Source organism: Paenibacillus sp. Y916 (genome assembly GCF_056786435.1).
Genome location: NZ_JBXCJA010000003.1, coordinates 328631 through 353608, shown reverse-complemented (window position 1 = coordinate 353608; position 24978 = coordinate 328631). Strand labels below are relative to the sequence as shown.

21 protein-coding genes are annotated in these 24978 nt (G+C 41.0%); 6 read left to right on the top strand and 15 right to left on the bottom strand.

Going from position 1 to position 24978, the window contains the following annotated elements:
* Positions 1 to 468 precede the first annotated feature (468 nt).
* Complete coding sequence (fumC, locus tag AC1TO9_RS09635) at positions 469 to 1860, top strand: class II fumarate hydratase (RefSeq protein ID WP_482059017.1); 1392 nt, start codon at positions 469 to 471, stop codon at positions 1858 to 1860.
* Between the two features lie 194 nt (positions 1861 to 2054).
* Positions 2055 to 2180, top strand: coding sequence for a hypothetical protein (locus AC1TO9_RS09630; protein WP_482059016.1), 126 nt, complete (start codon positions 2055 to 2057; stop codon positions 2178 to 2180).
* A gap of 108 nt (positions 2181 to 2288) precedes the next feature.
* Here AC1TO9_RS09630 and AC1TO9_RS09625 read toward each other — a convergent pair whose 3' ends face one another.
* The 4 genes from AC1TO9_RS09625 to AC1TO9_RS09610 are packed head-to-tail and all read right to left on the bottom strand — an operon-like array spanning position 2289 to position 8317.
* Positions 2289 to 4187 (bottom strand): amino acid ABC transporter ATP-binding/permease protein, encoded by a 1899-nt coding sequence (locus AC1TO9_RS09625; protein ID WP_482059015.1) that lies wholly within the window; start codon positions 4185 to 4187, stop codon positions 2289 to 2291.
* Entirely contained in the window at positions 4184 to 5914 is a 1731-nt protein-coding gene (cydD, locus tag AC1TO9_RS09620) for a thiol reductant ABC exporter subunit CydD (RefSeq protein ID WP_482059014.1), read from the bottom strand. The genes AC1TO9_RS09625 and cydD overlap by 4 nt, the downstream gene beginning before the upstream one ends.
* Positions 5914 to 6930, bottom strand: coding sequence for a cytochrome d ubiquinol oxidase subunit II (gene cydB / locus AC1TO9_RS09615; RefSeq protein ID WP_482059147.1), 1017 nt, complete (start codon positions 6928 to 6930; stop codon positions 5914 to 5916). The genes cydD and cydB overlap by 1 nt, the downstream gene beginning before the upstream one ends.
* Positions 6917 to 8317, bottom strand: a complete 1401-nt coding sequence (locus tag AC1TO9_RS09610; protein ID WP_482059013.1) for a cytochrome ubiquinol oxidase subunit I — start codon at positions 8315 to 8317, stop codon at positions 6917 to 6919. The genes cydB and AC1TO9_RS09610 overlap by 14 nt, the downstream gene beginning before the upstream one ends.
* A gap of 203 nt (positions 8318 to 8520) precedes the next feature.
* On the opposite strand from AC1TO9_RS09610, the gene AC1TO9_RS09605 reads away from it, so the two are divergent.
* The gene (locus AC1TO9_RS09605) at positions 8521 to 10218 is read left to right on the top strand and encodes a methyl-accepting chemotaxis protein (protein ID WP_482055937.1); all 1698 of its coding nucleotides are present in this window, start codon (positions 8521 to 8523) and stop codon (positions 10216 to 10218) included.
* A gap of 75 nt (positions 10219 to 10293) precedes the next feature.
* On the opposite strand, the gene AC1TO9_RS09600 is transcribed toward AC1TO9_RS09605, so the two are convergent.
* From AC1TO9_RS09600 to AC1TO9_RS09560, 9 genes are all read right to left on the bottom strand, one after another.
* On the bottom strand, positions 10294 to 10776 hold the full coding sequence (locus AC1TO9_RS09600) for a hypothetical protein (protein ID WP_482055936.1): 483 nt from the start codon (positions 10774 to 10776) through the stop codon (positions 10294 to 10296).
* Between the two features lie 100 nt (positions 10777 to 10876).
* Positions 10877 to 12538, bottom strand: coding sequence for a hypothetical protein (locus tag AC1TO9_RS09595; protein WP_482059012.1), 1662 nt, complete (start codon positions 12536 to 12538; stop codon positions 10877 to 10879).
* Between the two features lie 3 nt (positions 12539 to 12541).
* Positions 12542 to 13285, bottom strand: a complete 744-nt coding sequence (locus tag AC1TO9_RS09590) for an ABC transporter ATP-binding protein (RefSeq protein ID WP_482055967.1) — start codon at positions 13283 to 13285, stop codon at positions 12542 to 12544.
* A gap of 242 nt (positions 13286 to 13527) precedes the next feature.
* Positions 13528 to 15156, bottom strand: a complete 1629-nt coding sequence (locus AC1TO9_RS09585) for a glycoside hydrolase family 9 protein (protein ID WP_482059011.1) — start codon at positions 15154 to 15156, stop codon at positions 13528 to 13530.
* Between the two features lie 180 nt (positions 15157 to 15336).
* Positions 15337 to 16077: a YheC/YheD family protein gene (locus AC1TO9_RS09580; RefSeq protein ID WP_482059010.1), complete on the bottom strand. Its 741-nt coding sequence runs from the start codon at positions 16075 to 16077 to the stop codon at positions 15337 to 15339.
* A gap of 323 nt (positions 16078 to 16400) precedes the next feature.
* Positions 16401 to 17405, bottom strand: a complete 1005-nt coding sequence (locus AC1TO9_RS09575; protein ID WP_482059009.1) for a siderophore ABC transporter substrate-binding protein — start codon at positions 17403 to 17405, stop codon at positions 16401 to 16403.
* Positions 17406 to 17523: 118 nt separating this feature from the next.
* Positions 17524 to 18282, bottom strand: a complete 759-nt coding sequence (locus AC1TO9_RS09570) for an iron ABC transporter ATP-binding protein (protein WP_482055931.1) — start codon at positions 18280 to 18282, stop codon at positions 17524 to 17526.
* On the bottom strand, positions 18279 to 19223 hold the full coding sequence (locus AC1TO9_RS09565; protein WP_482059008.1) for an iron chelate uptake ABC transporter family permease subunit: 945 nt from the start codon (positions 19221 to 19223) through the stop codon (positions 18279 to 18281). The genes AC1TO9_RS09570 and AC1TO9_RS09565 overlap by 4 nt, the downstream gene beginning before the upstream one ends.
* Positions 19223 to 20173 (bottom strand): ABC transporter permease, encoded by a 951-nt coding sequence (locus tag AC1TO9_RS09560; protein ID WP_482059007.1) that lies wholly within the window; start codon positions 20171 to 20173, stop codon positions 19223 to 19225. Before AC1TO9_RS09560 ends, AC1TO9_RS09565 begins: the two co-directional genes overlap by 1 nt.
* 219 nt (positions 20174 to 20392) lie before the next feature.
* Between AC1TO9_RS09560 and AC1TO9_RS09555 the strand changes: the two genes are divergently transcribed.
* Together AC1TO9_RS09555 and AC1TO9_RS09550 are read left to right on the top strand one after the other, a co-directional pair.
* Entirely contained in the window at positions 20393 to 21286 is an 894-nt protein-coding gene (locus tag AC1TO9_RS09555) for a C40 family peptidase (protein WP_482059006.1), read from the top strand.
* A gap of 94 nt (positions 21287 to 21380) precedes the next feature.
* A complete protein-coding gene (locus tag AC1TO9_RS09550) occupies positions 21381 to 21512 on the top strand; it encodes a DUF4023 domain-containing protein (protein ID WP_482055927.1) in 132 nt (43 codons plus the stop codon).
* A gap of 70 nt (positions 21513 to 21582) precedes the next feature.
* On the opposite strand, the gene AC1TO9_RS09545 is transcribed toward AC1TO9_RS09550, so the two are convergent.
* Positions 21583 to 21825 (bottom strand): Spo0E family sporulation regulatory protein-aspartic acid phosphatase, encoded by a 243-nt coding sequence (locus AC1TO9_RS09545; RefSeq protein WP_482055926.1) that lies wholly within the window; start codon positions 21823 to 21825, stop codon positions 21583 to 21585.
* A 282-nt stretch (positions 21826 to 22107) separates the two neighbouring features.
* Complete coding sequence (locus AC1TO9_RS09540; protein WP_482059005.1) at positions 22108 to 23523, bottom strand: DNA-binding protein; 1416 nt, start codon at positions 23521 to 23523, stop codon at positions 22108 to 22110.
* Positions 23524 to 23723: 200 nt separating this feature from the next.
* Here AC1TO9_RS09540 and ald point away from each other — a divergent pair, with 200 nt between their 5' ends.
* Complete coding sequence (gene ald, locus AC1TO9_RS09535; protein WP_482059004.1) at positions 23724 to 24851, top strand: alanine dehydrogenase; 1128 nt, start codon at positions 23724 to 23726, stop codon at positions 24849 to 24851.
* Positions 24852 to 24978: the final 127 nt, after the last annotated feature.

The window sequence follows — 24978 nt, the reverse complement described above, 5'->3', positions numbered from 1 at the left end:
ATATAGATTAAGAAAATGATCGGCGGCGGCCTTCGTATACATATAGTCACCTTCCGTCCCCACCAATAGGTGCCTAAAGTACGCTTAAATCCGGTCATATTCCCCTATCACTAAGTTTAATTGCACAAAGGGTATCTAATTACTGCAAACTCACCCATTATCACGATTTCCTCTGTTTTAAGTGTCGTTTGTGCAACTATTCCCCTCATTATTGCTTTTCATTCAAAATAAGGGCCCTTTCTGCAACTGCTATTCTCATCTGTCACCCTTAGGAGAGAGGTGTTCTTCATGAACGTAACTTCGCCACTCTAATACATAATCCGATCGATTTCAAGTATTAGTCTTCTTAATTATATTGTCCATTCAGCCATTTCTCCATTCTCAAAGAAATGGCTTTTCCATTTCACCCCCAAATTATGATATATTGCCTATGTAGGAATGATTATGTTAGAGGAGGATGACGTACAGATGGAATACAGAATCGAGAAGGATACTATTGGGGAAATAAAGGTACCTACGGACAAGTTATGGGCTGCACAGACCCAACGAAGCTTCGAGAACTTTCAAATTGGTATAGAGAAAATGCCTATGGATCTTATCCGAGCATTTGCTATTCTAAAGAAAAGTGCAGCATTAGCTAATGGTAAGCTTGGTAAAATGAACTCAATCAAAGTGGATGCAATCGTTGCCGCCGCTAACGAGATTATCGAAGGTAAACTCGATGAACACTTTCCGCTCGTTGTCTGGCAGACAGGCAGCGGTACCCAGTCCAATATGAATGTCAACGAGGTCATTGCAAACCGTGCGAACCAACTTCTAGCTCTTAAAGATAGTACCGTGCGCATTCACCCTAACGATGATGTGAACAAATCACAAAGTTCAAATGATACATTCCCAACCGCGATGCATATGGCTGCGTTGGTCGCAATAGAAGATCAATTATTGCCTTCTATAGCACAACTTAAAGAAACGTTACGTCTCAAAACCGAACAATTTCAAGATATCATCAAGATTGGAAGAACCCATCTGCAAGACGCTACACCCATTACCTTAGGGCAAGAAGTTAGCGGCTGGCATCGTATGCTTGAGAAGACGGAGACAATGATTCAAAGTAGTGTTGAGTATGTTCGTGAACTTGCCATTGGTGGAACAGCGGTTGGAACCGGAATTAATGCCCATCCTATATTTGGTGACATGGTCGCTGAGGAGATCAGTAGCATAACAGGTAAAACCTTCACTTCAGCAAGTAACAAATTTCATTCCCTTACGAGCCATGATGAACTCGTCTATGTTCACGGCGCACTGAAAGCGCTTGCCGCTGATCTTATGAAAATTGCTAACGATGTAAGATGGTTAGCCAGTGGGCCACGGTGTGGAATCGGGGAATTGATTATTCCAGCAAATGAACCCGGAAGCTCAATTATGCCAGGTAAAGTGAATCCAACACAAAGTGAAGCATTAACGATGGTCGTATGCCAAGTCATGGGTAACGATGCAGCGATCGGATTCGCCGCAAGCCAAGGTAACTTCGAACTGAATGTGTTCAAGCCTGTTATCATCTATAACTTTCTTCAATCCGTAGGACTGTTAGCAGATGCCATTAGATCATTCAACGATCATTGTGCCGTTGGAATTGAACCGAACCTTGCTATCATTGAGCGTAATCTCAATCAATCCCTTATGCTCGTTACCGCTCTTAATCCACATATCGGATATGAGAATGCAGCCGCTGTAGCTAAGCTGGCGCATAAAGAGGGTCTCACACTGAAAGAAGCTGCTTTGCGTAGCAATCTGCTAACAGAAGAACAATTTGACGAAGTTGTAAGACCAGAGCAAATGATTCATCCGAAAGAAGACTAATTGATTTAACATCAGTACCCCGTCCACGTAGCCTATGAAAAACTACATGGACGGGGCATTATTATATTGAGTTGCGCCCCGAATGAATTCCCACAAACGTTGAAATCCAATAGTCCCAGCGGAATAGCTGCAAAAACTGCACTTAAAATAGCGGGAAATAGATGCATAACCTACAGTTAAAAGTGGCGATAACGATGAAAAGAGGGAATTTGATTAATCTAGATGTACTCTGTGCAGCTAAAATTAGGGTTAGAGGAAATTGGTCGGATTTAGATGTACTTCTGCATCTGTTGATTAACGAAAAGGTGGAGTACATCTAATGGTCTCCCACAAACTTATACTACTATGCAAGAAGGACGCCTTACGGCGTCCTTCTTGTTATTTTATAGAAAAATTCATTGAATTAGGTGGAATGAACATTAAATCGATCACAATGCTTCAAGAAAACTCTCAGGACGATCTAGATGATACAGATTACGATACCGCGGATATTTCTCCATGAGTTCAACATGGGAACCTCTCATTTCAATCTTCCCATGTTCCATAAAGATGATCTCATCCATATGCTCAGCACCTACTAAATGATGAGTTACCCATATAAGCGATTTACCTGCAAGCGTCTCAAAAATCGTAGAGAGCAGTTCATTCTCTGTTCGAGGATCAAGACCCACTGTCGGTTCATCTAGAATGACAACAGGCGTATCTTGTAGAAGAACACGAGCTAACGCGATCCGTTGCCGTTCGCCACCAGAGAATCGTTGGCCTGTCTCATGCATAGCCGTCTTGTACCCCTTAGGAAGGGATTCAATGAGTTGATCCATTCTGACTTTCTTGGCCACTTCACTTATTTCCTCATCAGTTGCATCCAATTTCCCTAAGCGAATATTATTCGTCACGGAAGTATCGAATAGATGAGGGCTCTGGTTCAATACCGCGATAAGACTAGGAATATGTTCACCAAATTGACTAGCATCAGTCCCATGGATTGTTGCAGTACCCTGTTCAGGTACGATAGCTCCGAGGACCAGCTTCAACAAGGTTGACTTCCCTGCGCCACTCCGTCCTATAATAGCTACTTTCTTTCCTTGCGGAATATCTAGCGTAATGTCATGGAAAGACCATGCGCCTTCTGCATCATAACGATAGGACGCATGATCAATCATAATATGCGCGTCATTCTTTGCCTCATCCACAACCTCTTCACTAACCATTTCCACCTGGGAGGACTTAGCAGTCTCTCCGGATTTCCCCAACTCGCCAGACTCACCAGAGTTACCGGACTCACCGGACTTACCGGATTTCCCAGACTCACCAGACTCACTAGACTTACCAGCACCAGCAGAGTCCCGCTTGCCTCTTCCCTCAACCTTTTCACCCGCATCCGTAATCTCGGCCAATCGGGCAAATGAACCTTGATAACGCGGGATTTTCTCGACAGCTTCAGAGATCGGCAGAAATGCATCCATTAACGGAAATACTACAAGTACAAAGGCAGCTATCATCGTTGAAGCGATCATACCATCTGCATATTGCTGTCCTGCCCAGTACAATACACCTACGACAACGATCCCCACCGTAGCTTGCCCGATCAAATTTCTCCATCTTGCCCAAGTGCTTAACTTACGATCAATATTCGCTACTTCTAATTCATCATTCTCATACAGATTGACGAATTGAGCCGGTCTACCACTGATCACCCAGTCACTCATACCCAGTACAGCATCCGTCAACGTCTGATACAACCGGCCACGCTTCTGCTGCGACTGTTTGTTCTTCTTCTTCGTAAGCCACAGGGAGATCCAAGGTAGCACGAGGATGAGAATGAGCAGATACAGTGCCATGAACAGTGCGAATTGTACATCAAATTGCCCTAAGGCCGTAATCGATATCGTATATAAGACCAAAGCTACTACGCTTGGAAAAATAGTACGCAGGTACACATCTTGTAGCTTCTCAATATCCTCTGCAAGAACACCGAGAATATCCCCCGCTCGGAAGCGTGATGAAATAAATAGCGCTTGTGGTTCTAGAATACGATATAACTGTACACGCATTTTCGATAAAATTCTGAGAATCGTATCATGCCCAACGAGTCGCTCTACATAATGAACGACTGATCTACTTGTTCCAAAGGTTCTCACAATGACGATCTGCACATACACCATCAAAATATTCTCTGGGCGTAATGCAGACTTAGAGATGAGATAACCTGATGAGAACATCAAACTACTAGCTGTGAATACCGTCAAGGCACCCAAAGCTACAATAATTATAAATCGCCAGAAGTAAGAAGTAATATAAGGTCTCAGCCATTGTTCGCGTCTCATAGTACACCCTCCAACTGGGTTCTAATTAATTCATAATACACACCCTTACAGGCTAGCAACTCCTCATGTGTACCGATCTCAGCTACCTTACCTTGATCCATAACGATAATCTGATCCATATCCGGCATCCAGTGTAGACGGTGCGTAGCTAGAAACACTAGCTTTCCTTCAAAAAGAGAACGCATCGTCTCCTTCAGCTCATATTCAGTCTCGATATCTAAATGTGCCGTTGGTTCGTCTAGTAGAATGACTGGCCGATCGCTAAGAAATGCACGCGCAAGCGCCACTCGTTGTGCTTGACCACCACTCAAAGCACGACCTCCACCACCAATAATCTCGTCGTACCCCTCGTTTAAATCATTCACAAGATCAGATAGACCTGCGTTCATAACCGCTTGCTCCACTTGAGATTGACTTGCCTCTGGCGTGTAGAATTTCACATTATCTGCAAGACTACTGCTGAACAAGTATGGATTCTGAGGGATATACGTCATCTGATTCTGCCACGCCACATCTGTTAGGGCAGGAAATTGTTGCCCATTCAGCATGATGTTGCCTGATGACGGTCGTAGAAATCCACTTAGAACATCAATTAACGTTGATTTACCAGCTCCACTCTCACCAATAATCCCTATCTTCTTCATTCCTTGAATATGCAGGGTTACATCGTGCAAGGAATGAGGACCCTCTGCTTCGTGCTGCACCTGAACATGAGATAGCGTCAATTGACTGTCAACATTCCAAGCATAAGAGAATCCAACGGGTAAAGTTACATCTAGCTTTTCTATTGGCATATCGATTATAGCTTGGATCGCTTCTCCCGCCTCTTTCCCATTCAAGGTTGCATGGTAATCTGATCCTACCATTCGGACTGGCAGGAAGTATTCTGGGGCTAGAATAAGGATCGTCAACGCTGTTACAAGCATCATATCTCCATTAATCAAACGAAGACCTAGACCCACGGCTACGGATGCTACGGATAACATCGTAAAGAAGTCTAAAGCGAATGAAGATAGAAAGGCGACTCGCAAAGTTCGCATCGTAGCTTTTCTGTACTTATCACTGACTGCGCCAATTGTACTGATATGTGATTTACTTCGCCCTAAGTATTTCAGCGTCTCCAATCCACGCAATGAATCCACGAAGTGATTGGCTAAATTACGGTAGGAATCCATCTGATTATCCACTTGTTTACGTGAAGAAAGACCGATAAGAATCATAAACACGATGAGTATCGGCATCGTAACTAAGAGTATAATCGCAGACTGAATATCCTGTGTGAATACATAAACAAAGATTACCGCTGGGATCACCGCCGTCGCGACGGTACGCGGAATAATCAGTTCCAAATAGAGTCTGAATTTGGATGTTCCGTCCAATACAAGCGTTACAAGCTTCCCTGTTCCTTCCGTCTTGGCAAACCGCGGCCCAAGCTGAAATAGCTTGTCCATTAATTGTTTGCGCAATAACGTACCAGTACGCTCGGCATATCGGTACGTTATTTTTTGTTGCAGGAAATTCACGACATGTCGAGCCATAAATGAAACTAGAAATATAGCTATTCCATTAGTCTGATCTTGTAGCGCATCCCCAGCAAATAAGGCAGAGACGACTTCCGACAACGCTCTTGCCATCCATAGTATAGACATGCTTTGCACTAAGGTCAGCAGTGCCACCGCTACCAGAATGGGTTTGATACCTTTAAATGCTAATAAATTTCGACCCATCAGTATTCCATATGATCTTTCGCATTTACTCGTTTATTAAAAATATAGTAACTCCACACTTGATATCCGAGTACAAACGGAAGCAAGGTAAGCGCAACGATGGACATGACCTTTAATGAATATTGTCCTGAAGCAGCGTTGGTAATTGTCAAACTAAAGGCATCACTAATCGAACTGACCATCACTCTTGGGAACAACCCAATAAATATGGATGCGAATGATATGATGATTACTGCGCCCGTCATACCAAAAGCCCAACCATCCCTTTTACGAGACATGAAATAACCGGCTAGGAAGTACGCGATTACTCCAATAATCGCAGTTACGCTTAGAATACCACCACGAACTTCAAATATATCTGTCACAAAATATGTCATCACAGAAAACCCGACTAATAATACTGCGAGTGGAATCAGTAACTTCTTAGCCATCACACGTGCTCGGTCCTGTAAATCACCTAACACTCTTAAGGTAGTAAACATGAGACCATGTACTAGGCAAAGAACAACTACCGTGATCCCACCAAGTAAAGTATAGCCATTCACAATATCAAAGAATCCAGCATTCATATTCATATCTTCACCGATAGGAACGCCCTGTATAAGACAAGCGAATACAACTCCGAACAACAACGGTGGAAGTAAGCTACCGAAGAAAATAATGACATCCCATGTTTTTTTCCACGTTTCAGAAGCTACCTTACCTCTAAATTCGAAAGCTACACCACGACCAATCAAAGCTAATAACACAAATACGAGCGCAGTATAGAATCCACTAAATAATGTAGCATACCAATGTGGAAAGGCAGCGAACATCGCTCCCCCCGCTGTAATCAGCCACACTTCATTTGCATCCCAGAAAGGGCCAATTGAATTAATCAATACACGACGCTCCGAATCATTCTTCGCTAGAACCGCTGTTGACATGCCCACACCAAAGTCGAAACCTTCCAAGAAGAAAAAGCCAATGAATAATACGGCAATCAACAAGAACCACAACTCATTAAGAGACATGATTAACCTCCTTATCAAATGGGTCGTGAGATTCTTCCTCAGGGGTACCCGAATCATTCGGTCCCTTCTTAATCACACGAATGAACAGATATACTAAGATCACAGCTAATACAGTATAAGCAAGTGAGAACGTAATTAATGAGAATAGAATTTGCCCAGCCGATACGTTAGGAGAAATACTATCTTCCGTCTTGAATAATCCAAATACAGTCCACGGTTGGCGACCCATCTCCGTCATAATCCAACCTGCTGAGTTCGCGATAAAAGGTAATGAAATCGACCATATCATAATACGCATAAACCATTTGTTAGTCTGTTCTAGCTTCTTACGAGCTACCAAATAGACACCATACATACTTAGAAGTATGAGTACAGATCCACTTGCTACCATGATCCGGAAGCTCCAGAACGTCGTGCGTACAGGTGGAATATAGTCCCCCGGACCATATTTCTCTTCATACTCTGCTTGTAGCTGGTTCATCCCAACCACTTCACCAGAGAACTTACTATAAGACAAGAAGCTTAGTAAATATGGAATTTGTATAACCATACCATTCTCTTTCTTCTCCGGATCTATTGTCGCAAAGACCGTCCAAGGAGCCGGGTCAGAACTTGTATCCCATAGTCCTTCCGAAGCCGCCATCTTCATCGGTTGCGTCTCTACTAGGTATTGGGCTTGACTATGTCCTACAAGCGCGACACCAATCGATGAGACCATTCCTACGATAATAGCAATAATGAAAGACTTCTTGAAAAATTGAAAATCTTGACGTTTCAACATTTTATAGGCGCTGACACCTGTAACGAAGAAGGCCCCTGTCATGAATGCGGCTAGAATGGTATGTGGAATTTCCACTAATGCCTGTCCGTTCGTAATCAGAGCAAAGAAGTCATTCATCTCGGCTCGACCATTATTAATCTCAAATCCAACAGGTCTCTGCATAAAGGAATTCGCGATTAGAATCCAAACAGCGGACATCATAGTACCAAAAGATACTAACCAAATACACGCTAAGTGAAGCTTCTTAGACAAGCGGTCCCACCCAAAAATCCATATCCCAAGAAATGTGGACTCTAGGAAAAAAGCCAGTAATGCTTCGATTGCTAGCGGTGCTCCAAATACATCTCCTACAAATCTAGAATAATCCGACCAATTCATCCCAAACTGAAATTCTTGTAGTATTCCTGTTACGATACCTACAGCAAAGTTTATAAGAAACAAATGACCCCAGAATTTGGCCATCTTTTTGTACTCTTCTTTTCCTTTGATAACATACATTGTCTCCATAATGGCGATCAGTAATGCCAATCCTATGGACAATGGTACAAAAATAAAGTGAAACAGCGTTGTTGACGCAAATTGGATGCGTGCGAGCATGACCGGATCCATAATTATTATCCCTCTTCCCTTTTTATATCTTTATATTTTGTCAGACCCTCCTCCAAGAGCATGTGATATTTATCACACTTAAAGGAAAAAGTTATCCACATTGTGAAGTTTGTCACACAATATTAAAAATTGATCTGTTAATCTTATTTTATTTGCAATTTTATACTAACAACTTATACACATTAGATACTGGAGGCTACAACGTGAGATTAGCTACGAAGATCACATTAATGTTGATCGCCCTACTCTTTGCAGTAGGTGTATCGGTCAGCAGCTTTGCTTATAATATAACCTATCGCCAGATTGATGAAGCACTCGGAATCGAAACGGTTGGATGTGCAGACATCACTTCAGGGTTAGTTGATCCACAAGATATTATAGCACTCGTTCAAGGAGATACTACTTCACGTCACACAGTGGAGACTAACATTGATTGGATTATACATAAGAAGCCCTTGTTTAAAGAAGCTTTCGTCCTATCTTTGGATGGCACCATTCTAGCTGCTGATACCAGTCTGAAAAGCAGAGGATATCAAGCAGGCGACTCCTTCTACTTAGATCAAGATGCTCGTGAAATGATTATTAATATGAAGCATTCCAGCTATTCCAGCGTATACACATATGATGATATCCACCTAAAGACAGGATACGGGCCCATTTATAAAGACAATGACTCTACTCAAGAAATCATCGCTCTTCTCGCCATCAATGTTGACGCTTCGCTCATTCAACAACGCACGATTAACACGCTCTTATATCCTTTCATTGTAGGTGCTTCTTTATTTCTTGCCGCTGCACTAGTTATTTATCTGATCATTCAGAGAATGATCCGTCCAATAGCTCTTCTATCAGCGCATGTGCACCAAATTACTAAAGGTGATCTGACTGTGAAACCATTGATGTTTAAAAGCACAGATGAAATCGGACAGCTCTCCGCAGATTTCAATATGATGACTCGCAATCTACAAGAACTCATTCAAGAGGTCAACGATACTTCAATTCAAGTTGCAGCCTCTTCCCAACAATTATCTGCAAGCTCTAAGCAGACGGAAGAAGCCGGACGACAAACCGTCTTGATCATTGGCGAAATGGCTGATGGCGCAGAGAAGCAGCTACTGAACTTAGAAGTAAGCTCTGAGAAGATCGCAGAAATATCAACCTTTATTTCAAATATCTCGTTAAGCACTGAACAAGCGCTCGTATCCGCTGCTGATAATTTACATCAAGCCCGGGCGGGGAAGCTATCAATACATGAAACTGTTGATCAAATGACAAATATAAATCAAAGCATACAGGAATTATCATCTACGATTCAGAACTTAAAGGATCATTCGCAGGAAATAAGACATATGCTTGATGTTATGACAGGAATAGCAGCAGAAACTAACCTACTAGCTTTAAATGCAGCGATCGAGGCTGCCCGTGCCGGCGTGCATGGCCAAGGATTCTCCGTAGTAGCTAGTTCAGTAAGGAAATTGTCTGAGAGCTCATCCCAATCAGCTAAAGAAATTTCCGAAGTCGTAACAGCGACCTTAATACTAATAGAAACTGCTAGTCAAGGCATGTTAGATACAGCTATGCAAGTAACACAAGAAATGACACGTATCTCTGAGCTTGAAGCTTCCCTCGAACAAATTGAATGCTCAGCCGACAATATTACGGAGCAGAATAAACACGTCTCCTCAGCCATCCATCAACTGTCCAACAATGCTAATCTACTTGTTGAAACAGCACAAGTTATCGTTGAACTAGCCAATCAGACGTATGATGGAACGCAAAGTGTGTCTGCTGCCTCAGAGCAACAGCTTGCATCCATGGAGGAGGTCGATGCTTCCGCTACTCTCCTTGCAGAAATGTCCGAGAAGCTTCATCGTCTTATTGAACGATTCAAAGTACATTAATTAACTTCAAAAAAAAAGGAGCAGCTACCGGATCTTTCGTCGTAGCTGTTCCTTGTGTATTGTCGCAATGTATTTCTATGATTCCCGATCTACAAAATACTTATTCGTCATGTACCAGGCCTCACCTTTGTCTGTGGGAACCTTACCTTTCTTCTTATCCATAAATACAATCTCTTTACACTTCGAGCAAAACCACTTCGTCGTATAGTATTGCGAATAGGTTGTATATGTCGTCCCACATTTGCAGTCCACCTTGAAGAATACAAGATTCTCTTCATAGGCTTGCGAGAGTTCATCATTCTTCTCTTGATCACCTATCGATATAGGTCTAATTATCTCCACGTAGTTGGAGAATCGATTCTGCACCTTAAAGTCTGCAACTAGATCTGGATTAAGGCCAAAGAACTCTTTGCCAATCGCTGTAATAAATTTCGTATTTGATCTGTAACTTTCCATCCATTCTTGAATCTGTTTATTCGATAAAGGAACAGTCCCTTTAATGCCACTGTTAAGTGTGTATGTCATGATAGTCAAATTCTCACTGTCTTCGTAATACATTATATCCCGAACCTCCTAACTAGTATCTATCTAAATGTACTACTTCTTTCAAATATAATCAAAAGGTGGAAGGAGGGATTTACCCCTGTTTCTTCCTCACTTAATCTAGTGACGATCTAGTTACGTTATCCCAAGTGGTTCTAAAAGCTCGACTCCAGCTAAGAAAATTCAACATTATTAGGAGGATCATATACATATATACGCCATAACTCACTAAGGTACTCAAGAGATGAGCACCTGCAAGAATAGCAAGAATAGCCATCAGTAGAAACAATCTCATGGTTTCGGCTCCTCTCGCAACCCGATAAGGTTCCGAGAAGGGTAGTGCCTTTCTTAATATAAGAAACGAAATGACAGTGTAAATACATATACTCAATAGAAATACCACCAAGTCAGGTAGTATTCTTAGTCCAAATATCACTATAAACAGGATGCTTATTAATATAAATAACGGTAAGAACAACTTCACTAAGATGGCTTTAAGACTTCCTTTAAATATAGGAGATAGATTTGGGATAGGCATCATCCTATATATCCAGGCTCCCTTATAGCTTTCTGAGAATTTCATCATTATGATAACCGTTGGAATAAATAAAGCCGCGGCATACATCAGCAAATAACTTTTACTAGAAGATATATTATCCCATTCCTGAAACTGTACAAAATTAAATAGAAATATAAATGGAAGTACTAGAGAAAGACCCAAAGATGGGTATATTTTCAACTTGAAATTCCGGTCATTTCTTATCATGTCTGTGGTAAATCGGAAGAATATTCTTTCTTCATGAATCGAACACAACCATCTTGATATTCCCGCCCCTCTGGTGCGAGTTCCCCCTTTCTTCGTCCCGCTATTGTTCATGAGTTTCTGTAAATTCCTCTCAAATGTAGGCATATACCTAACATATATGTAGACAGCTACTATTGGCACCAGCACGGCTATAAGAGAAAAGATCAGAATAGTCTTGCTATGATCACTATGAATAAACAGTTCAAATGGTGCAGCGAACCATACAGGTACAATAAAATACTGCCACCACTTTCCATCAAACACATAATTAAAATCTACAATATGAAATAATCGTGAAATGAATTGATATCCAATGGCCATGGTTAGAGTTAAACCAATTTGCACATAGTTAATCATATCCTTCAACTTTTCTCCGTCAAAAAACTGAAGTACAACAAGGTACAATAGTGCCGTTAATACCACAATAAATATATCTATGAATACCAGCGCGATGAGGAAGAGAATTAGAAAGACAACTCCATGCCGGATGGTACCGCCAATAAGTGGAGCAACAGCAAGAGAACTTGTAACGAAGAATAGATATATACACACATGCATAATCTTAGCAGCATGAATGGTCCTTGCATTCACTGGTTTCGAGTCCAGTATATTGATATCACGAATATCTAAGAGTACCGATGAGAAGTCAGATATCAGGGAGGTCAGCACCATAAACATCAGCGCCCCAAATACGATACTCATTTGAAATATAAAGTTGTCCCCCATCATTACCATGGGCGCTAAGGCTACTACACCCAATAAGAGGTACAACCACAAGGATCTCAAAAACTTATTCTTCCCTTCTTCCTCATCCTGAAGGGATGCTACATTTCCACTAATAGTAGGTACTCTTCTGCCATCCATCGTCAATTTGATATGAAGTATTCTTCTCATAATCATATAATGAATACCCATTTTCTCGAAAATCACACGAAACCGATCTAATACCTTCAACGATTTGAAATCTTCCATAGTTTACACCTCTTGTACAATGGAGACCATTCGTTCTGCGACATCCTTATGGTCGTGAAATCCAGTAAGTTGATTGAATATTTGCTCCAGTGATCCTTCCTTGGATTGTTCCTGCAGCTCATGAAAGCTTCCATCTGCTATAATCTTTCCGTCATCTAGTAGAATAATTCGATTGCTGATCTTCTCCACCACATCCATGATGTGTGAGGAATAGAATATCGTCTTCCCTTGAGCGGCTAAACAAGCTAATATCTCCTTCACAACCATGACGCTATTGGCATCTAGTCCGCTGAGTGGCTCGTCCAAGAACAAAATATCAGGATTATGTATCATGCTTGAAATCAACAGCACCTTCTGCTTCATCCCTTTGGAGAAGGAGGAGATGCGCGTACGGTACATCGATTTCAACTCGAAATTGGTCATCAACTGTTGTGCTTTATGATCTGCTTTATTATATTCCAATCCATATAGTTGTCCGATAAACGTTAGATACTCTTGTGCTGTGAGGCTATCATAAATATCAGCGACTTCGGGTACATATCCGATCTTTCTCTTATACTCAACATTTCCATCTGATATATCTTTACCAAAGATCTTCACTTCTCCCATATATCCTTCTATGAGTCCTAACAATATCTTCACCGTTGTACTCTTTCCTGCGCCGTTGGGTCCAATATATCCTATAATCTGTCCTTTAAATACATCTAAGTTGATATAGCGTAGAATCATCTTGTTTCCATAGCTCATCGTTAGATTACGAACGGAGATGATGGGTTCACCTAATTGCTCCAATTACAATCACTCCTCTCTAAGTAAATATACTTGTATAGTATAACATTTCTATACATGCTATAAATATCCTTTTATTATAAATAAAATATTTGCATTACCCGATACTTCATTTATACATTTCTCGCAAGAATAAGTATGCCGTCCTTACTTATAGGATGACATACTCATTTCTTGCTTCATTTATTTATTTCAGTCCTTCATTTACAGTTAAAGTGAGAAACCAAGAATAATGCTGGAGAATTCCAATAGATCGTCACTTCATTAGTAGAGTAGCTATCCTCATGATCTGCATAACACTGCGCGGCAGGCATGCCCAGTAAATGTTCTCTCACATAATCATCGTGAAGCCCTCGATCCGGACCTCCAATAACCATGCCAGGTACTGGATTAACCACATCATCCCCTACAGATGGTCGGTGGTGGGGATTCATAACAGATCGATCTCCAAATCCTGTGACATAGCTTGTATCTAGCACGTTACGGCCCATGAGATAATGAAGATGATCCAATGCACATGACTCAAACTTAGGATTCTCATGTATATGATAGGCAATGAGTAGGTGCATAGCATTGTTCATGACTAGCATGTTGCTTCCCCATATATAATCTTCAGTTCGTAGTGATATGTTATAACCATCCTGTTCGCTCTGATGGACAAGGCGTTCTGCTTCTTGTAGCCAATCCTTCTTCAACTCATTGTACAATGGGTCCGTTACTTGCTCCTCTCCTTGCAATAAGTATGCAATCGTACCATAGCCACCCATGTCGGCCCAACCCAGACTGGTCTTAGAGAAAGATTTCTTGGATAATGACTGAAATACACGATGGTAGGACTCGTCACCCGTTGAGCGGAACAATTCTGCAGCAGCCCAAAAACGCTCGTCTAGGTCCTGCTCATCACCGTATTCACCAGTCGTAATCTCCGATGGATTCTTGAAGCCAGGTACGTCTGGGTTCTGCCCCAGCCATTTCCAAGCGGCCATTGCCGCTTTCATGCAAGATACAGCAAACTCTGAATCAAATGGCATATAAATACGAGAAGCCATAGCCATCACTGCGGCGAAGCAACCTGTCGCAGTTGCCGAGATTGGCGAGAAATACAACTCAGCCGTATCATCCTCAGGCATGACATCTAAAGAAGGAAACTGTAATGTCGTCAGCTTATGGAATACGCCACCTGTTGTAGTGTCTTGCATTGTGAATAACCATTCCAATTCAACACGACACTCATGTAGTACATCCGGCGTTTCGTTATCACTTTCCGGGAGTGGAACAGGCTCGCTAAATGCATTGGGATATAACTCGTAAGCCAGTAGCAAATCAGCAACTGCTTTAGCACCTGGCCCTGCATACTTCCCATAATCACCAGCATCATGCCAACCACCATTACTATGTAGCAAGATATCCGGTTGACCATAGACTTTAACCTTCGTTAAATGACAAGCTTTATGCTTCCAAGGTCCTGCAAATTCCTCTACTAAATCTACACCACAACGATAGTAATAGAACGCTTTCAAGAGGCCCTTATGAAGCTGATGATATGGGCGATCCGAAATCAAGAAGGATGCTGATGGTTCTCTTCCCTCCTGTTCAATATGGTACTGCCCAGTCTTTACTATATCTGAGAACTTTCCAGAATAAACGGTGACTCCACTAGCCTCATCCTTCATTTGACCTTCGGTCTCACCCTGAAAGACGACCTCCTTCGTGTGATCATTTACAACCCGGTAAGTCCCTCCACGTCCTTTGAATAAAGCTATCTTCTCACTATTTGTCACATAGCCAATCTGATTAACCGTAATGCTGCGGATTCCACTGTTACTCATTCATTCTTCCTCCTCTTCCCTATTTCCAAATGACACGTCTAATATATCTTAAATACCAACAATTGTATATCATTTAGAAAGTCATCAAATCAAGAGGATATACCAAAGCCATTACAGTTGGCTAGATATACCCTCTTGATTGTACGCGAGCACGATAGGTGTTCATGAATCTAGGCTGAACTAGCGATGCAGACGTCTATACTTCATTACTTTTCGATACATTGATTTATCTGTAAGCTTGTTAAATATATATGGATTAGGGCTCGTGTTCACCTCTATAATCCATGGCTTCATAGACAGATCAAGCCCCACATCCACACCAATTTGATGAATATTAGGTTGCCTTTGTCTCAGCTTTTTAGCAATCATAACGCCTAACACACTCATTTTTTCAATTTGAGATTTCTGCTCATTCACTGTTAAATAAGGTGCTAACAGCTTCTCAATAGCTACTAGTTTACCACCACTATGATAGTTCGTTACTATTTTTCCAGGATGCGCTACTCTACCAATGATGCCCGTCGTCTCCCACATCCCTTTTGGACTTAACTGTACCATGACTCGAATGTCAAATCTACGCTTCTGATACTTCAATAGATGGATACCCATCTGTACTAAATAGCTCTTCTTCTTCGTGATCTTCCGCAAAGATTGATAGAAGGTATCATAATCCTTGAAGTTATTCGAACGGGTGCCCAACTGATATTGAAATGAGCCTATTCCCTCCCTAAGCATCTCAGCACGAATAACTCCATTTCCATGCATACCCTTTTCTGGCTTAATGTACACCATCCCATACGTAGCGAGCATGTTCGATAAACTTTCCCTCGTTAATCTACGAGTCTGAGGAATATAACGCTTAATCTCTCTGTTTCCCAGTAGCGCATTGGTCTTCGTCCATTTACTTGTTATTGTTCCCATTCGCTTCCCCTTCCTGTTCGATTTCTTCTGTACATCCTATTCACCCGCTCACTCATTTGCATAGGTCGTTTTTACTAGGGTTACTCTAAAAGTCATCTTTTGATCACGAAGTATTCCAAGAAGCTTAATTGACATGGTAAGCATACTTCTGTTCACTTAGTTATCGTAGGAAGAGGATCTGCGTCCTTGGTATAAGAGGTCATATGATAGCAAAAACTGCCGAGATCATGATCTCGGCAGTTTTTGCGAAATAAGCTATTAACGATAATAACGTCTTCTTCTTAGAGAAGATTACACGGGATGGAGAACGGTATTCGCGTTCCTTATTGGATCGCTGCACCGATTTCGTTGATCATCTCTGCCATAGATACAAGCCCACCACCAGATAGGTACCAGTAGTTCGGATCTAGATAGACGATATGTCCTTCTTTGAACGCGTTCGTATTCTTTACCAATTCATTCTCAATGGTATCCTTAGCAGATACTGACTCTGCACCATCAGCAGCTACTACACTGCTACGATCTACAACAAATAGATAGTCTGGATTCTTCTCCGCAATAAACTCAGGAGCAATTTTATCTCCATGTGTAGATACTTTAACAGTAGCGTCTACAGGTGCAAATCCTAGCACATCATGAATAATTCCAAATCTTGAACCGGCACCATAGGCACTCAGTTTACCTTCGTTAGCAAGCACGATAAGTCCATTCTTGCCATTTGCCGTTGCTTTATCATGAATGTTTTTAATTGATGCCTCAATCTGAGCTACTTCCTCATCAATTTGAGCTTGTTTATCAAAGATTTGGCCTAGTGTATTCATATTTTCTTTGAAAGACTCTACTAATTTCGTATTGTCTACTCCTAAGAAAATCGTTGGAGCAATCTTTGATAACTCATCGTAAGCTTCACTTTGTCTTCCCGAGATGATGATAAGATCAGGACCAAGTGCATTAATTTTTTCGAAATCAGGCTCTTTCAAGCTACCAACGTTAGCATATTTAGCATCTTCGTATTTCGCAAGGTATGGAGGTATGTTCGCTTGCGGTACACCCGTCACTTCAACACCCAGCTTATCTAGCGAATCTAGAATACCGAAGTCAAACACAACTACTTTCTCAGGATTCGTCTTTACTGGTGTTGTACCCAATTGATGCGTAATCGTTAATTCTTTGCTCTCGACGAGCTCTGTAGGTGCTGCTGCGTTTGTTGTGTTCGTTGCAGTTCCAGCGTTTCCGTTACTTGCTTCTTTGTTCGTATTGTTGCCGCATGCAGCCACTAGTACAGCTAACATGACAGTCATTATGATCATGAGTACACTTTTCTTCAATCCAATCACTCCTAGACTTTTTTTGGTGATGCTATTAAAATCATTGACGCTAATACCATACTGGCGCCTATACATATGGTATGTCACATCATAATTCCCTAAGGTTACGGGTCAATCATTAAGCAAAATAAACACATATCTTATTACACATGATGTTCTCAATATGGATATCCATTCCATACACATCTTTAAGGACGCCTGAATCGATAATGTCAGCTGTAGCACCCTCTTTAATGATTCGTCCATTCTTAAGGGCAACGATATAATCGGAATAGACAGAGGCGAAGTTAATATCATGAATGACGATAATGACCGTTTTACCCAGTTCTACGACCATTCGTCTTAACACCTTCATAATCTGCACAGAATGCTTCATATCTAAATTATTCAACGGTTCATCAAGCAGAATATAATCCGTATTCTGTGCAATGACCATGGCAATATAAGCTCGTTGGTTCTGCCCACCACTCAATTGATCTAAGTATTTATCTTGAATATCCCCCAGATCCATATACTCGATTGCCTCATTCACATACTTCCAATCTTCGGCGGTCAACTTCCCTTTAGAATAAGGGAATCTCCCGAAGCTCACGAGCTCCTTAATGGTCAAGCGAATATTAATGTGATTTGACTGTTTCAGAATGGAAATTTGCTTAGCTAGATCACTACTCTTAATTTTGCTAATATCCTGTCCATCAATCATCACATTCCCTTGATCCATCGTAATGAGCCGACTGATCATCGATAGCAGCGTACTTTTCCCTGCACCGTTTGGCCCGATAAAGGAAGTAATAGCCCCCTTGGGAATCTGAACTGAAACTTCATCAACAACAGGATTACCATCATATTTCTTAGATACATTTCTTACCTCTATCACGACTTATTCTCCTTTAGCAGAAGATATATAAAGTACGCCCCTCCAACAAAGTTAATAATGACACTTAGTGTGGTGGAGAATGTAAATACCTTCTCTACAATGAACTGTCCTCCGATTAATGCAATGATACTAATTAGAATGGAGCCAAAGATTAAATATTTATGTTTATATGTTTTGAGGAATTGATGAGCTACATTGGCAACCAGAAGTCCTAGAAAAGTAATTGGCCCGACTAAGGCTGTTGCAATAGACATCAAGATGGCTACGACCACGAGTAATCTTTTGACAACATAATCGTAATTCACACCTAGATTGACAGCCTGATCTCTTCCTAATGAGATGACATCAAGGTACTTAACGAATCTCAAAAAGTAAACACTCACTCCAGCAATCCCAATAATCGATATGATTAACAAGTCCGTATTCACATTGTTGAAGCTTGCGAACATCTTATCCTGCAACATCAAGAACTCATTAGGGTCAATAAGAACCTCCATAAATGAAGATACGCTACCAAAGAACGTCCCTAAGATCATCCCGATTAATAACAAAAAGTAGATATTGCTCTGACCTTCTTTGCGAAAAAGAATTTTGTAAAATACACCTGAGAATCCAATCATTAACGCAACAGAAATCAAGAAATTAACATTTCGATCCATCGCTGTTAAATGTGTAGATCCAAAAGCATAAATAATAAAGGTCTGAAACAACATATATAGTGAATCTAATCCTAGAATACTAGGTGTCAATATACGATTGTTCGTAATGGTCTGGAACACAATCGTAGAGAATGCAATGGCGCTCCCTGTAAGAATCATAGCTAGAACCTTCTTACTTCTCCTTGGAAGAACATAATCCCAGTGACCACCCACATCATACAAAAGAAATAAAGCAATAAGTGCTAACACGATAACGAATAAAATACTAAGCTTAACCTTCATTATGCATATGCCTTTCTTCTAATAAGTAAGTAGATAAATATCCCGCTTCCTAACACGCCCACAGTGAGACCAATTGAAATTTCATAAGGATATATAATAAGTCGTCCTAGAATGTCACAGAACAGTAGAAATACAGCTCCTAATAATGCGGTATGTGAGAGGCTCTTCTTGAGATTATCCCCCTGATAGATCGTCACAATATTCGGAACAACGAGTCCTAGGAAGGGAATCATTCCGACCGTTAAAATCACGATAGAGGACACCGCTGCTACAATGACCAGCCCAATATTTACGACTTGCTTATAGTTCAAGCCTAAGTTCTTAGCGAATTCTTCACCCATACCAGCAATAGTGAACCGATTCGCAAATATGTACGCGATAATGACGAGCGGAATGCTAATATATAGCATCTCATATCGTCCTTTCAAGATGACTGAAAAGTCTCCTTGCAGCCATGAAGCCATATTCTGAATGAGATCGTTCTTATAGGCAAAGAATGTTGTGATTGAACCGACGACATTCCCGAACATAATCCCTACCAGCGGAATGAAAATGGCATCCTTATATTTCACCTTGTCTAAAATTCTCATAAAGATAAAGGTACCTATAAGTGCAAAAATGAATGCGACGAACATCTTCTGCAACGATGTAACATTGGGAAATACCATCATCGCAACAAGGATTCCGAATCTCGCTGAATCCATCGTTCCCGCCGTCGTTGGCGATACGAATTTATTACGTGTTAACTGTTGCATAATTAATCCCACGATGCTCATACTCATTCCAGCTATAATAATGCTGACTAGACGTGGAATACGACTCACAATTAGCGTTTGATATTGTTGATCTGTTAAGTGAAAGATATCCAATGGAGAGATGTCTTTCACTCCGATAAATATCGAAATAAATGAAAAAACAACTAGTGCTATGACCAAATATCTTTTCTTCATATCAGTTCCTTACTCTTCCCTTCATTACAAGGGGTTAATGTCTTTTGACGATAATGATATTCATTATCATTGATAATGTTATTTTTAATTATACTGCTTTACTAGGAATTGTCAAACCAAAAATGATATTTAAAATTGAACCTCATAAAATGAATCTACATTACACATCATACATAAAGCGATCTCAACTAAACTATATTCGTATTGGAGTGTACCTCGATGTTGCAACAAACTAAAGTAATCCGTCACCTACTTATGCTATTAATAACCTGTATCACCTTAAGCACATGTATCTCCTGTAATAATCCGAAGAAAGATCATACCCAAGCTGCGGATAAACCCACTCATTTCACAGATCAGGATCTATACATTGATACTTTAGGAACGACCTGGGTGCCATTACAGTCCGTTGTGCAGTCACTCGGACTTCGTATGAAGGATTCTGAGAATTTGGTTCAAATAGGCTACACCGATCCTATGTATGAGGTTTATCCGGGACAGAAGCAAGCTCTTTCCTTGGGATCATCCACGCTGTTACAAGAAGCTCCCATTCGTTGGAAGGGACAGCCCTATATGACTCTTGATTCCGTTTCACGTTTACTCCTCACGCCAGTGAATTGGAATCAACTACAACATAGGGTGGAGATCTCACCGCTCCATGATACTCAGGCACCCCCAACGGGTCAAATCCAAGAGAAATCTATACGGATGGCCAGCACATCCATCAATACGAACGAATTGATATCTTTTGCCAAAAAGTTCTTAGGTGTCCCTTATGAATTTGGAGCTGAGCCATATGCACAATCGAAGACCTTTGATTGCTCCTCCTATACCCAACACGTATTCAAAAAATTTAGTATCGATTTGCCTAGACTTGCCAGAACTCAAGGTAAAGAAGGGGTTAACGTCAGCCGAAATAACCTGAAGGCGGGGGATTTAATATTCTTCACCGTTCCCGACCGATTCGAGAGCAACGCAATTCCTGGCCATGTAGGAATCTATATTGGAGATGGAAAGTTCATTCATACTTGGGGAGAGCCGGGTGTACAAATAAGTAACGTCGACTCCGGTTATTGGAGTACAGTGATCCTGTACATGCGTAGTGTCCTTTGATCCGAAAATACTACTAGCTGTAATCACTCAATCATCATAAAATAGGCTGTTCTAGGAAATACTACGCGGAGTACAACTAAGGAGGGTGGAGCAGATGGATAACACGCATGAGTTTGTTAAGAAGTTACATGATACGCAAGCCAAGGATGAGCGCAATAAGGAGCATCAGGGAAAAGGAGCCCCTAGTAATAAATTACCTAACAAACAGCATAGTAAGACCAAATAGACATGCCAAAGACGGTTTCGTTTCTGTGAGTATATGGAGACGATGCCGTTATACAATGACCAAATCGAGATTAATGACAGATCCCTTCTTGTGCATGCCCAGTGCTTGTGTCTATCTTTCTATTCTGCATTATATTAAACTGCTGTCTTATCCTCTCTTGGGATCCCTTCTTCCGAATGTATACATTCAGAATACGATCAAGTCGGACCGACTTCTCAAGTACTCGCTGATCTCCAATGCCGTAGACATTAGCTAATGTATTTAATTCTGTCCGCCTACATTCTATTAATCTATAAACGGTTCTTATGTCCATTATACTCCCCTCCTATCTTTCTAATAGATTACTATAGGTTACCAAATTATTGATTTATTGTTATTACTATTATTTCTATTTACCCTTATTGATGTAAGTTAAACAGGTCATATAAAATATTCATGCTGGCGCATCAAAAAATCCCTTTGGAAGACTTCCCAAAGGGATTTAAGAAATCACTAAATTGTAAATAGTATCGATTATTAAGAGCCAATACCATGTGCTAATGGTTTCACAATATTAGAATCAATAGGTTGTCCAATCAGAATGAAGCTGCTTAAGCTAATAACTAGAATTAACGAAGCTACTATTTCCTTCATAATTGTATCCTCCTTTTATAATCTGATCATACTCTCCTAGTTCTTCTACAGAAGCGAAACTTCTATACCGCTCAAATAATGACATAGAATCTATAATTTCGCCTTTTTTATTTATTTTAGCATTAATTGTTAGACTTTGTAAAGTATTTCGCATTCCTTCTCTGTATCTCTTATTACTAAATTGGTATTTGGCAATCTCAAAACATAGATTCGCAAAACTTACCCTGTTAATGACATCCGAGTATCCATTATTAATATTGGAGAAGGGATCTTTCTGGTATTCTTGAAAAACATCACTAAACAACTCTAGAATGTCATCTACGGAAAAGCCATGTCGGTTCGCCGATCTCATAATGGTTAGAAGACCGGTAAGTATCTCCTTCGGATTATCTTTCAGAATCTGGGTGTAACCAGGAAGAATATCCACATTTCCCATAAGAATCTCTAATGAATACGTGTTAGCTATTGCCCACATACGGTATTGCTCTACTATTAAGAGACCTTCTTGATCTAGTCCTTCTATCCAGCTTAAATCCGCATATACAGCAACATACTTCATCGCTTCTTCGTAGCGTTCTAGTGATTCTAACGCTGATCCCTTCATTAAATAACCATAAGCGTAATAGACGAATATTGGCTTCTCGGTCACTAACGGCTCATAAGATCTCCTACCTAACCTTCTATGCTTCTCGTTTTCTAATACAATGTTAGAGAGAATAATCAATTCATCTGCATACTGCTCTACTCTCTCATACTTTCCCATCGTGTAGTAGATGTTCATTAGCTGATACAATGCATCCAAGTGATAATTCTCCGGTAGTCTCTTGCGATATGAAACAAACTGAAGCGTGGCCTCCATATTATGTTCCGAATCAAGCCCGAGTGAAGCTCTAAATATGCGATACTGGCTAATCGCTAATCTCTCAGAATGCTGATACTTCTCATGCTCAGCTACGCATTGGTAGAATATAATGGATTCCTTCTCCATCCCACTCATATATAATTTCTCAGCTATGGAGAATATCAACGTTACATAGATCAGGTTCTCCATCAACCTAGATAATACCTCCGCAATGCAGTCCTCTTTACCTATCTCTGCACAGCGAATGAGAAATGCACTAATCCTTCTACCATTCGGCTTCTCATTGAAGAAGCATTCTTCCACATACAAGTCATATAGCTCTCCTTCAGCATAACCCAGCCCTTTTGTAATTAAATCGATCTGCCGCACGGAAATAGGCTTAGGCGGATTATTGTTAAGAATGGCGCTAATCACACCCTTATTGATCCCTGAACTCTGCCCAAAACTACTATATGTATGTCCATTACCTTCCAGATAATTAATAATCTCCGCTCGAATCGTAGTTGCAGAACTCATTCCATCACCCCTATCACAAAAAGGATCATTCTAACCGCCGACACTATTTTAGTATCATCTACTATATAATTACAATTATACGAATATATTGATAGCTGGTCAATTAAAAATTTCCATCAATCGTTTCTATCATTTCTAGGGGTGATTAAACTTTCATTTCCTTGTACACTATAATGATAAAACCTAAGAGGTGATCTGTTGTGAGAATTGGAATCCCCAAAGAAATTAAGAAAAATGAAAATCGAGTAGCCCTTACACCCGCAGGCGTAACAGAATTCCTGCAGCATGGACATACCGTATATGTAGAGCGATCTGCTGGCGTGGAGAGTGGCTTCCCTGATCATGAATACGCCGCTGCTGGCGCTATCATCGTAGAAGAAGCTAAAGATCTGTGGGATCAATCTGATCTAATTATGAAAGTTAAAGAGCCTGTCTCAGATGAGTACGGCTATCTCCGCAAGGACCTTCTTCTTTTCACATATCTTCACCTAGCTAATGAGCCTGCACTTGCCCAAGCTTTGATAAGCTCCGGGGCAACTGCTATCGCCTATGAGACTGTTACTGCAGAAGGTAGCCTCCCCTTACTAACTCCTATGAGTGAAGTAGCTGGACGTATGGCTGTTCAGATTGGTGCACAACTTCTGGAAAGGCATCGGGGAGGTAAAGGTATACTATTATCTGGCGTCCCTGGGGTTAGACGTGGGAAAGTAACGATTATTGGTGGTGGTATCGTTGGAACCAACGCAGCCAAGATTGCCATTGGGCTCGGTGCAGATGTTACCCTACTGGACCTGAGTGTAGGCAGGTTACGCCAGTTGGATGACATATTCGGCAACCAAATTACGACGTTAGTATCCAACTCATCTAACATTGCCCAGTCTGTAGCAGATGCGGATCTACTCATTGGGGCAGTTCTTATTCCAGGTGCGAAGGCACCTAAGTTAGTGACTGAACAAATGGTGAAATCGATGGCCACAGGATCAGTTATTGTAGATGTTGCCATCGATCAAGGTGGAATTGTGGAGACGATTGATCATATAACCACTCATGACAATCCAACCTATGTCAAACATGGTGTGATTCATTATGCTGTTGCTAACATGCCCGGTGCTGTACCTCAAACATCCACGATTGCGCTAACAAATGCCACGATGCCGTTCGCATTGCTACTTGCAAATCAAGATATTCGGGAACTCTGCATTCATCATCCTTCCATTGCAAGTGGTGCTAATGTCATTAATGGCTGCATCACTCATCAAGCTGTCGCTCGGGATTTAGGCTATGAATATGTTCCTGCTGACAAGGCATTTACCCGCGGAAATATCTAAGTTGCTATTGCTCCCTATCACCAAGCAGAAACGGCTATGCCGTCCTTTTTAAGGACGGCATAGCCGAAATATAAGAATTAGAGTATCAAGTAATACTAGTGACCTCATATTTCTACAGAATGATATA

Excerpts from the sequence above, each read along its gene's own strand:
- AC1TO9_RS09600 (WP_482055936.1), bottom strand. The coding sequence starts at position 10,776 with ATGTATTACGAAGACAGTGAGAATTTGACTATCATGACATACACACTT.
- AC1TO9_RS09540 (WP_482059005.1), bottom strand. The coding sequence starts at position 23,523 with ATGAGTTCTGCAACTACGATTCGAGCGGAGATTATTAATTATCTGGAA.
- fumC (WP_482059017.1), top strand. The coding sequence starts at position 469 with ATGGAATACAGAATCGAGAAGGATACTATTGGGGAAATAAAGGTACCT.
- AC1TO9_RS09590 (WP_482055967.1), bottom strand. The coding sequence starts at position 13,285 with ATGAGCTATGGAAACAAGATGATTCTACGCTATATCAACTTAGATGTA.
- AC1TO9_RS09545 (WP_482055926.1), bottom strand. The coding sequence starts at position 21,825 with ATGGACATAAGAACCGTTTATAGATTAATAGAATGTAGGCGGACAGAA.
- cydD (WP_482059014.1), bottom strand. The coding sequence starts at position 5,914 with ATGGGTCGAAATTTATTAGCATTTAAAGGTATCAAACCCATTCTGGTA.
- AC1TO9_RS09610 (WP_482059013.1), bottom strand. The coding sequence starts at position 8,317 with ATGGATCCGGTCATGCTCGCACGCATCCAATTTGCGTCAACAACGCTG.
- AC1TO9_RS09565 (WP_482059008.1), bottom strand. The coding sequence starts at position 19,223 with ATGAAGGTTAAGCTTAGTATTTTATTCGTTATCGTGTTAGCACTTATT.
- AC1TO9_RS09560 (WP_482059007.1), bottom strand. The coding sequence starts at position 20,173 with ATGAAGAAAAGATATTTGGTCATAGCACTAGTTGTTTTTTCATTTATT.
- AC1TO9_RS09630 (WP_482059016.1), top strand. The coding sequence starts at position 2,055 with ATGAAAAGAGGGAATTTGATTAATCTAGATGTACTCTGTGCAGCTAAA.
- AC1TO9_RS09625 (WP_482059015.1), bottom strand. The coding sequence starts at position 4,187 with ATGAGACGCGAACAATGGCTGAGACCTTATATTACTTCTTACTTCTGG.
- AC1TO9_RS09555 (WP_482059006.1), top strand. The coding sequence starts at position 20,393 with ATGTTGCAACAAACTAAAGTAATCCGTCACCTACTTATGCTATTAATA.
- AC1TO9_RS09595 (WP_482059012.1), bottom strand. The coding sequence starts at position 12,538 with ATGGAAGATTTCAAATCGTTGAAGGTATTAGATCGGTTTCGTGTGATT.
- AC1TO9_RS09550 (WP_482055927.1), top strand. The coding sequence starts at position 21,381 with ATGGATAACACGCATGAGTTTGTTAAGAAGTTACATGATACGCAAGCC.
- AC1TO9_RS09580 (WP_482059010.1), bottom strand. The coding sequence starts at position 16,077 with ATGGGAACAATAACAAGTAAATGGACGAAGACCAATGCGCTACTGGGA.
- AC1TO9_RS09585 (WP_482059011.1), bottom strand. The coding sequence starts at position 15,156 with ATGAGTAACAGTGGAATCCGCAGCATTACGGTTAATCAGATTGGCTAT.